Origin of the sequence: Streptomyces sp. HSW2009, assembly GCF_040240285.1 — a bacterium.
Classification (GTDB): Bacteria; Actinomycetota; Actinomycetes; order Streptomycetales; family Streptomycetaceae; genus Streptomyces.
Genome location: NZ_JBEHZD010000310.1, coordinates 1 through 9,330 on the forward strand (window position 1 = coordinate 1; position 9,330 = coordinate 9,330).

General features: G+C 77.4%; 3 protein-coding genes and 3 pseudogenes. All 6 read right to left on the reverse strand.

Annotated elements, in window-relative coordinates; all coding sequences use genetic code 11:
• Nucleotides 1–997: glycosyltransferase (locus AAHZ94_RS21455; protein WP_349994605.1), on the reverse strand; the 997-nt coding region annotated here is incomplete at its 3' end.
• 402 nt (nucleotides 998–1,399) lie between these two features.
• A pseudogene (locus AAHZ94_RS21460) lies at nucleotides 1,400–2,158 on the reverse strand (glycosyltransferase); the annotation flags it as partial.
• 194 nt (nucleotides 2,159–2,352) lie between these two features.
• Nucleotides 2,353–3,024 (reverse strand): annotated as a pseudogene (locus AAHZ94_RS21465) (polysaccharide deacetylase family protein); the annotation flags it as partial.
• Nucleotides 3,025–3,475: 451 nt separating this feature from the next.
• Entirely contained in the window at nucleotides 3,476–5,602 is a 2,127-nt protein-coding gene (locus AAHZ94_RS21470; RefSeq protein ID WP_349994606.1) for a lipid II flippase MurJ, read from the reverse strand.
• A 701-nt stretch (nucleotides 5,603–6,303) separates the two neighbouring features.
• Nucleotides 6,304–8,034 (reverse strand): O-antigen ligase family protein, encoded by a 1,731-nt coding sequence (locus AAHZ94_RS21475; protein ID WP_349994604.1) that lies wholly within the window; start codon nucleotides 8,032–8,034, stop codon nucleotides 6,304–6,306.
• A 182-nt stretch (nucleotides 8,035–8,216) separates the two neighbouring features.
• Nucleotides 8,217–9,119 (reverse strand): annotated as a pseudogene (locus tag AAHZ94_RS21480) (exopolysaccharide biosynthesis polyprenyl glycosylphosphotransferase); the annotation flags it as partial.
• Between the last annotated feature and the right edge of the window lie 211 nt (nucleotides 9,120–9,330).

Consider the following 9,330-nt stretch of genomic DNA (forward strand, 5'->3'; position numbering starts at 1 on the left):
GTGCTGCCGGGCGCCCGGCAGCACGGGGTGGCGGCCCGTCGTCCACGCCCGGCCGGTGGGTGGCGCCGTTGGCCGCGGGGGCGGGCGGGAGCGGTTCGCCGGGGCTCGGGGGTGCGGAGGCAGGGGCCTGTACCGGCCGGTGGTCGGCACCGCTGGCCGCGGAGGCAGGCTGCGACGGAGCGGCTGGACGCGGGGCGGCGGGGGCGTGCGATGCCGGATCGGCGGGGTGCGGGGGTTCGGCGGTCGGGGCTCCTACCGGCTGGTGATCAGTACCGCTGGCCGCGGAGGCGGGCTGCCGCGAGGTGACTGAGACATGCGGCCCTGTGCCGGCGGGACATGGGGGTGCGGTGGCCGGAGCCCCTGCCAGCCGGTGGTCAGCACCGCAAGCCGCGGAGGCAGGCTGCGACGGAGCGGCTGGACGCGGGGCGGCGGGGGCGCGCGACGCCGGATCGGCAGGGCCCGGGGGCACGGCGGTCGGGGCCCCTGCCGGCCGGTGGTCGGCACCGCTGGCCGCGGAGGCAGGCTGCGACGGAGCGGCCGGACGCGGGGCGGCGGGGGCGCGCGACGCCGGATCGGCAGGGCTCGGGGGCACGGCGGTCGGAGCCCCTGCCGGCCGGTGGGGTGCGGTGCCGGTCGGCGGGTCGAGGCGGGGGCCGCGGCGGGGGTGGCGGGGTTCCCCGTCGTGGTCGGCGCGACCGTCAGCGGCGCACAACTCAGCGTAAAGGTCCATGAGTTGACCCGCGGTACGGGTGATGGCGTACCGGTGGACCGCGGGCGGCACCGGTAGTCGTTCGGGGCCCCGTGCGGCGTGGGCGCGTAGGGCTGCGGTGAGTGCGGGTGCGCCGGGGCCGATCCGTTGTGCGCCCGGTGCTTCGTTCTGGGGCAGTTCGTCGATGGCGGGGCAGGTGACGTGGAGTACGGGCAGGCCGGCGGCGAGCGCCTCGACGACGGCGAGCCCGAACGCCTCCTCGGTGGAGGGCGCGACACAGATGTCCATCGCGGCCAGCAGGTCCGGTACGCCGAGGGGCCGGTCGGGGCCCGGGGAAGTGCGGGGGGCACCGGCCGCTCCGTACGCGTCCCCTGCCCCGTCTCCCGCGTGGGCTGTCTGGCCGGCTTCCCCTCTCTGGCCCGCCTGACCCGCTGCCCCCGCACGGGCTGCCCGGCCTGCTGCCCCCGCGTCGGACGTGGCCGAGGCCGCCCCGTCGTCGCCGGCCGTGGGCGCGCTCGCCCGGGCGGCGCCCGAGGGGGCGCCAGTGCGGCATGGTGCCGTACGGGCAGTGGAGGGGGCGGGCGCGGCCGGGGGGTGGTCCGGCGTGGCTGGGGGGCGCTCCGACGCGACCGGTGGGAGCACCGGGGCAGCGGGCGGGGCCGGCTCGGTGACCGGGGCGACAGCCCCCTCGCATTCGCCGATCAGGTGGACCCGGTCGGCCACACCGAGTGTCTGCGCCAGGCGCCGCAGCACGGGGCGTTCCGGGCCGTCGCCGACCAGGAGGAGGTGGACGTCCGGCAGGGCGGACACGGCGCGTTCCGCCGTGTCGAACCGTTTGCCCGGGACCAGCCGGCCCACTCCCCCGGCCACGTACGCCAGGGGCGGGATGCCGAGCCGGGCGCGGGTGGCGGCGCGGTCCTTCGGGTCGAAGCGGAAGCCGGCCGCGTCGATGCCGTTGGGGATCACGTGCACCCGCTCGGGCTGCACGCCCCAGTCGCGCAGCCGGTCCGCGATGGTGCCGGAGACCGCGACGGTGGCGGCGCCCAGACGCTCGGTCGCCAGGTACAGGGCTCGGGTCCCCGCGGTCAGCGGGCGGCCCTCGATGTGAGTGTGGCCGAGGGAGTGTTCGGTGGCCACGACGGTGCGTACGCCGGCCAGCCGGGCGGCGATCCGCCCGTACACGCAGGCGCGGTAGAGGTGGGTGTGGACCAGGTCGTAGCGGCCGGCGCGGATGAGTCTGGCCAGGCGGGGCAGGGCGGACAGGTCGCGGTTGCCGCGCATACCGAGGTCCAGGACGCGGACGCCGTCCGCGCGCAGGCCGCGGGCGACCGCGTGGGCGTCGGTGAGCGCGATCACGTCGCTGTGTACGGGCAACTCGCGCAGCAGCAGCCGTAGTTGCTGCTCCGCGCCGCCGGCGCGCAGGCCGGTGATGATGTGCAGCGTCCTCATCGGACGGCCTCCGCGGCCGGGGCCGGCGCGCCACAGCCATCGGCGGCCGGGGGGCGCCCGGCCGCCGGGACAGTGCCGGTCAGGGGGGTGGGTCCGGTGACCGGGGCGGGTCCGGTCGCTCGCTCGGTTCCGGTCGTCGGCCTGGTTCCGGTCGTCGGGGCGGGGCGTTCGCCCTTGGGGGCGGGGAACGGGGCGCGGCGGCGCAGTGGCAGCAACAGCCGTTTGGCCGCGAGCCGCCAGGCCGTGTCGCTCTCGCCGATGTGCACCCGCGGCAGCGCGTACGGGCCGGTCAGCGGGCCGGGGTCGATGGCGCAGGCGTAGTCGTAGCCGGCGGCACGTACCGCGTTGACGGCGCGTCGGTCCACCGCCCCGTACGGGTAGCAGAAGCCGCCCACCCGCTGGCCGGTGATCTCTTGCAGGGCGGTGCGGCTGTACGCGGTCTCCCGGCGGAGCGTGTGCGAGTCGGCGCCCGGCAGCCGGTGGTGCAGCAGGCCGTGCGAGCCGATCTCCATGCCCGCCTCGGCCGCGGCGCGCAGGCCGTCCTCGGTGAGCAGCGGCTTGCGGGGGCCGAGCGGGTCCCAGGCGTTGTACTGCCCGATGCGGCCGGGGAGCGCGAATACGGTTGCCGTGCAGCCGTGTTCGCGCAACAGCGGGAGTGCGTGGTCGACGAAGTCGGCGTACCCGTCGTCGAAGGTGAGTCCGACCAGGTCGGCCGCCTCGCCGGCGGCGCGCGCCCGCAGCAGCTCCGCCACGCCGACACCGCGCAGCCCGCGGTCGAGCAGCCAGCCGAGTTGGCGGCGCAGCCGGCCGGGGCTGACGGTGACGCGGTACGGATCGTCGGGTTCGTGGCTGACCGAGTGGTACATGAGGAGCCAGGGCACGGCTGGGGTGCGGGGGGTTGGGCGGGGGGAGGGTTCGGTGCGCTCGCTTTCGCCCTTCCGCTGGCTTCCTTCGCGTCTCCGCTGGCTTTCGTCTCCCCCCTCGCCTTCGCGTCTCCGCTGGCCTACGTTTTCCCCTTCCCTCTCGCCTTCGCCGTCACCGTGACCGCGGCCGGGCGCCGTCGGGAGCCACGTACGGGCAGGCGCCTCGGGCCGAGCGTCCGCCGCGGATGCGGCTCCGGACTCGGCCTCGGCCCCGGCTTCGGCCTCGCCTTCGGCCACGGCTTCGGACTCCGCTGCCCACGGGGTGCCGGCGGCCCCGGCCCGGGCGGTGGCCGGTGCGCAGGTGTGCGGCGGGGCGGGGCGCGCGCCAGCGGCGGCGGGGTGGGCGGCGCCGGTCCGGTGGCCTGGGTCGGCCGGGGTCGGGGCGCAGTACGGGTCAGTCGACATGCGGGTTCCTTCGGCGGGACGGGCGGGGTGCGGCGGCGGAGGCGGGTGGGGTGTCGGGGCCGGCAGGGCTGGCGGTGCGGGTGCGGGTGCGGGTGCGGCGCGCCGTCGCGCGGGCCGTGGCGATCAGTTGGGGCACCTCGGGGGCGTGCAGGGCGACGGCCGCGGTGGCGAAGACCGCGGGTACCACCAGCAGGCCGAGCGCCGCCGCGGTCAGCGGGTCGGGCGTCAGCCGGGCGGCGACGGCCCCGGCGGCGCTGGCGACCGCGGCGGCGCCTGCCAACCGGGCGAGCCCGCCGCCCATGCCCCGTACGTCCAGCGGGATCATGCGGCTGCTCAGCCCGCGCAGCAGCAGCGCCGCGGTCACAGTGATCCCCAGCGCATTGCCGAGCGCGATCCCGTACACGCCCCAGAACCGCACCGTGCCCAGGCCCACCACCAAGGTGAGCAGCAACCCACCGAGCATCGCGAGGGCCGGGTACCAGGTGGGGCGGGCCGCCGAGAAGAACGGCCGGACCAGGGCGCCGGTGAGGCTGTGGCCGAGCAGCCCGATGGCGTACACGCGCATGACCGACGCGGTGACCGAGGTGTCGGCGGCGTCGAACTCACCGCGCTGGAAGAGGAGTTGCACGAGCTGCGGCGCGTACCCGACGACGTATCCGGCGCCCAGCAGGACGACCAGACCGGCCAGCGACAGATCACGCTCCACCCGGCGCCTGGCCCGGTCCCGTTCGCCGTCCGCCATGGCCCGCGCGACCAGCGGGAACGTGACGGTGCAGATCATCAGCGAGAGCACCATCGGGACCTGCGCGATCTTCTGCGCGTAGTTGAGGTGGGAGATGGCGCCGGGCGCCAGGGACGACGCGGCGAACCGTTCCACCAACACCTGGGCCTGCCGGGCGAGGGTGAACAACGCAACGGGTACGAGCAGCGCGAGCCCGAGCGACATCGGGGCGGACCCGCCGGGCCGGGCGTCGGTGGGGTGGGTGGGGGTGTGCGCGGGGGTGTCAGCGGGGGCGTGGGGGTGGGGGTCGGCGCTGGCATCGGTGCGGGGGACAGCCTCGGTGCGGGTACCGGCTTCGGTGTGGGCGTCGGGCTCAGCGCTGGCATCCGTGCGGGTGCCGGTTTCGGCGCGGGCGTCGGACTCGGCGCGGGCGTCGGCCGCAGCGCTGGCATCAGCCTTGGCGCTGGCGGGTCGTCGTAGGCCGGACCGGGGCAGGTGTAGGCGCAGGCGCAGGCGCAGGCGGGGCCAGCCGGTCACCCGGTGGGCGAACGCCGGGAGTTGCACCAGGATCATCAGCACGCTGCCGAGCGCGACCCCGAGCGCCGCCGCCCGCACGCCCCACCCGTCGCCGACCGTGAGCACGGTGCCGACGATGGCCAGGTTGTACGCGACATAGATCGCCGCCGGTGGTACGAAGCTGCGGTGCGCACGGAGGGCGGCGCTCAGATAGCCGGCGGCCCCGAAGGTGAGGAGGGTCAACGCGGTGAGCCGGGTGCAGTCCACGGCGAGTGCGGGATCGGCGAGCCCCGGCGCCAACAGCTCCACCCACCACGGGGCGACCACGACGAGCAGCAGCGCCGCGCCCGTGAGTACCGCACCCATCCACGGGGCGGTGGCGATGACCAACTCCCGTACGGGGTCTGCCTCTTGCGGCCGTCGGGCTGGTCGTCGACCGCGGCCACGGGCGTCCGGCTCGGGGCGGGTGGCGGGTACGGGACGGGTGGCGGGTACGGGGTCCTCGACCGGTCGGGGCCGTGGGGCCGCCTCGGGGTCTGCGGCCGACACTCGGCGCCGGGACAGCGCCAGGCTGAACGCCGGGATCAGCACCAGGGCCATGGCGTCCTCGATCAGCAAGGTCGCCGCGATCTCGGGCACCGTCCAGGCGACGAGGAAGGCGTCGGTGGCCCCGTTGGCGCCGAAGAGACGGGCGATGGTCTGGTCACGTACGAGGCCGAGCAGCGCCCCGCAGACGGTGAGCACCGCGGTCACCGCCGCCGCCCGCGCCACGAACCGCTCGGCCCCCCGCGACCATTGCGCCGCCCTCGGAGCGGGCTGCTCTGCCGGGGTGGGTTCCTCCGTCGGGGCGGGTTCCTCCGGCAGGATGGGCTGCTCCATCGGGATGGGCTGCTCCGCCCGGGCTGCCGCCTCCGGGGGCTGCTCCACCGGTGTGGCCTGCTCCGTGGGCACGGCCAGCTCCGCCGGTGCGAACTGCTCCGCCGGCGTGGCCCGCTCCCCCCGACCCGCCGGTTCCGGCTCCGGCCCACCCGGCTCTGGCGCCAGCCCGTACCCCCGTACCGGCTGCGGTCCCCACGCCGCGTCCGCGCCCACCGACCCGGTCCCGCCCACCGGCCCGGTCGCGGGCTCCGGGGCCGGAGGTGTCTCCTCCGGTACCACCACGTCCCGGGTGGTGATCGGCGTCGTGGGGGCGCTGGGCAGGACCGGGTGGGGGGCGTCCACCCGGAACGCCGCCGGGGCGGGCGTGAACTCCGGGGCGTCGGGGCCGGGGAGCACGTCGTACGGGCGCCCGGCGCTACGGCCCGCCGGCCTCGCGGAGCGGGACGGGGCGGCGCCCGGTACGAAAGTGGCGTCGACCTGCACGGCGACCGCACCAAGCCTGGGCGCCGCGCCCGGCCGGGGGACCTGCGTGGACCCGGTGGCTGAGCCCGGCGCGGTGACCGGCCCCGGCGGGGTGACCGGCCCCGGCGGGGTGGCCGGCTCTGGTGGGCTGGCCGGTCGGGGTCGGGCCGGCGATCCGGGCCGGGCCGGCGGTGGTTGCGGCGTCCGGTCGTGCCGTTCCACAGGGGGCCTCGTATCGCTCATCGGTGTGCCTCCGCAGGGGCGATCCGCTCCCGGTCCGGTGTCGTGCGGCACGCAGGTGGGGCGTACGGGTGGGCCGCTGGTGGTGCGGTCGGTGCATCGGCGCGTCCGGGCGCCTGCGGCGGGGACGTGGGCGAGGGCAGCGGCAGATGCAGAAGGGCGGCTGGGGGCGCGGGCGGTGAGGTGCGGGGCGTGGTGACGGGCGCCGTGACGGGCGCCGTGACGGGCGCCGTGACGGGCGTGGTGACGGACGTCGTGAGGGGCGTCGTGGGGGGTGCAGCCGCCGCGGCCGGTGAGAGCGCCCACCAGGCCGCGAGGCCCAGCGCCACCGAGGTCAGTACGGTCGTCGGGCCGCCGATGTCCGCGTACAGGAAGTCGACGGCCTGCCAGACCAGGAGGCCGACGGCCGCGGCGCCGCACCCCAACGCCGCCGGCTCGGCACCCCCCGACGGGTTGCGGGCACTCCCAGACGGGCCGCCCGGCCCCCACCCCCCCACCGCCCCCGCCCCCGCCCGGCACAGGCCGAAACAGCACGCCCGCGGCGAGTCGCAGCAGCACGTCCGGCGCAGGCCGAAGTGACTTCCGCGGCGCAGGTCGAAGCAACCCTCGCGGCGCAGGTCGAAAACCCGGCGCAGTGCGCACACCAGCAGCGCCGCCCAGCAGCCCAGCAGGGCGAGCGCGCCGAGCAGGCCCTGTTCGGACAGGACCAGCAGGTACATGTTGTGCGGCGAGAGCAGCGGTTCACGTTGGAATGCGTGGCCGGCGCCGGCGGTGTCGCTGGCCGCCGACAGGCCCACCGAGGCGTGGCCGTCCCGGTGCGCCGCGAACCCCTTGGGGCCGACGCCGGTCGCCGGGTGGTCGCGCCAGATGTCGGTGGCCGCCGCCCACAGCCCGTACCGGTCGGTGACGGAGCGGTCCGGCGCGGCGGAAACCCGCGTGATGCTGTCGAACCGCTCGGCCATCAGCCCCGACCCCACCCCCGTACCGCAGACCAGCAGCACCGCGAGGGCCGCCAGCGCGGTCAGCGCACACACCGCCCTGCGCACCCCGTACAGGCAGAGCACCGCCGTGCCCGCGCAGGCCGTGGCGATCCAGGCGCCCCGGCTGAACGACAGCGCCAGCGGCACCAGGAGCGCCGCCGCGCAGCCCAGTGCGGCGCGGCGCGGCCCGCGGACGCCGGTGCGGGTCGCCGGCAGGGCGAGGCCGACGGCCAGGGCGATCACCACGCCGTAGCCGACGGTGGTCGCCATCGCCATCACGTCCAGCGGGCCGAAGGTGCCCACCGCCCGGACGTCGCGGCCGGCGTACGAGGCACCGGTGCCGGTGGCGTACTGCCGGACGCCCACCGCGCCCTGCACCAGCGCGAGCAGCACCAGCGCGCCGGCCACCCAGTGGAAGTCGCGCCGGGAGCGCAGCAGGAGCAGCACGGCGAGCGGTACGAGGACGAAGACCTGGGTGATGCGGGCGTAGCCGGCCAGGGCGGCGGCCGGGTCGGTGGCCGTCACGGTCGCGACGGCGACGGCCAGCGCGGGCGCGCCGAACAGCAGGGCCGCGGTACGGGTGAGCGGCCGGGCGCGGTCCCGCAGCAGGCGGACGGCGCAGTACGCCACGAGGCCGGCGGACGCGAGGTCGGCCGGTGTGACGTGCGGGCCGCCGCCCACCTCGCCCCGCTGGCCCGGCAGGCACAGCAGCAGCACGGTGGCCAGCGCGGGCAGCAAGTGCCAGGGCACGGCGCGCAGCCCGGCCCCCGGCCGACCGCCCCACCGCGGGCCGCCCGGCTCCGCTGCGCCCCGGCCCGCTGCCGTCCCCGCGCCCCACTCGGGTACGGGCGGCACGGGCGGCACGAGGGCCGTGGGCGGCACGGGGCCAGGGGCCGGCGGGTGCGGAGCCGGCGGGGACGGGGCGCTCACCCTCAGCTCCCCCCGCACCGGAACAGCGAGCCCGCCGTGCGGAGCAGGATGCGTACGTCCTGCCAGAGCGACCAGGTCTCGATGTAGTGGTTGTCGAAGCGCACCCGGTCCTCGATGGAGGTGTCTCCCCGCAACCCGTGCACCTGGGCCAGCCCGGTGATGCCCACGGGCATCCGGTGTCGGGCCCGGTAGCCGGGATAGCGCTGACTGAACTCCCTTACGAAATAGGGCCGTTCGGGGCGCGGCCCGACCAGGCTCATGTCGCCGCGCAGCACGTTCCACAGTTGCGGCAGCTCGTCGAGCGAGGTGCGGCGCAGCCAGCGGCCCACGGTGCTCATCCGCCGGTCGTCGGCGACGCTCCAGCGCGTCGCCGACTCGTACGCATCGCTGCGCAGCGTACGGAACTTGAGCACCACGAACGGTCGGCCGTCGCGCCCCACCCGTTCCTGGCGGAAGAGCACCCCGGGGCCGTCGGCGCAGCGCACCGCGAGGGCGCACGCCGCCAGCACCGGCGCGACCGCGATCAGGCCGAGGGCTGCGGCGCACACGTCGAGCGACCGCTTGCCGACGGCGGCCAGCCGGTGCCGGGGCGGCGGGGCGAGCCGCCGGCAGGCGAAGCCCCAGAGGTGGTCGGGGACCGGGCCCCGGGCCAGCTCGCGGGCCGCGGCCGGCTCCAGGTCCCCGGTCACCAGCCATACGGTGCAGCGCTGTTCGCGCAGCAGGCCGAGGAGGGCCGCGACCCGCCGATCCGCCCACGGGGCACTGGTGAGCACGGCGGCCCTGATCCCGTACTGGGCGATGGCCCGGCGGACGGCCTCGGCCCCGGCGAGCACCGGCAGCGCCGAGGGCGCAGACACCACTGAGGACACGGGTGCGGACAAGGGCGCGGAGGGAGGCCCGGACGGGGGTGGGGACTGCGGGCCCGGGATGGCGGCCACGGGTGGGAACGGCGCGGTGGACGGGGGCGGGGGCCCCCCGGGGGGGGGGGGGGGGGGGGGGGGGGGGGGGGGCGGGGGGGGGGTGCGCGGGGGCGGCCGGGGGCCGGCGGGCGGACGTGCAGCCCGCCGAACTCGGCCCACGCCTCGACGGCCGCGGGGAAGATGATGTGCCGGTGGC

What these genes read in the sequence shown, in the direction of transcription:
- AAHZ94_RS21470 (WP_349994606.1), bottom strand. Translation starts at nt 5,602, where the DNA reads ATGGAGCAGCCCATCCTGCCGGAGGAACCCGCCCCGACGGAGGAACCC.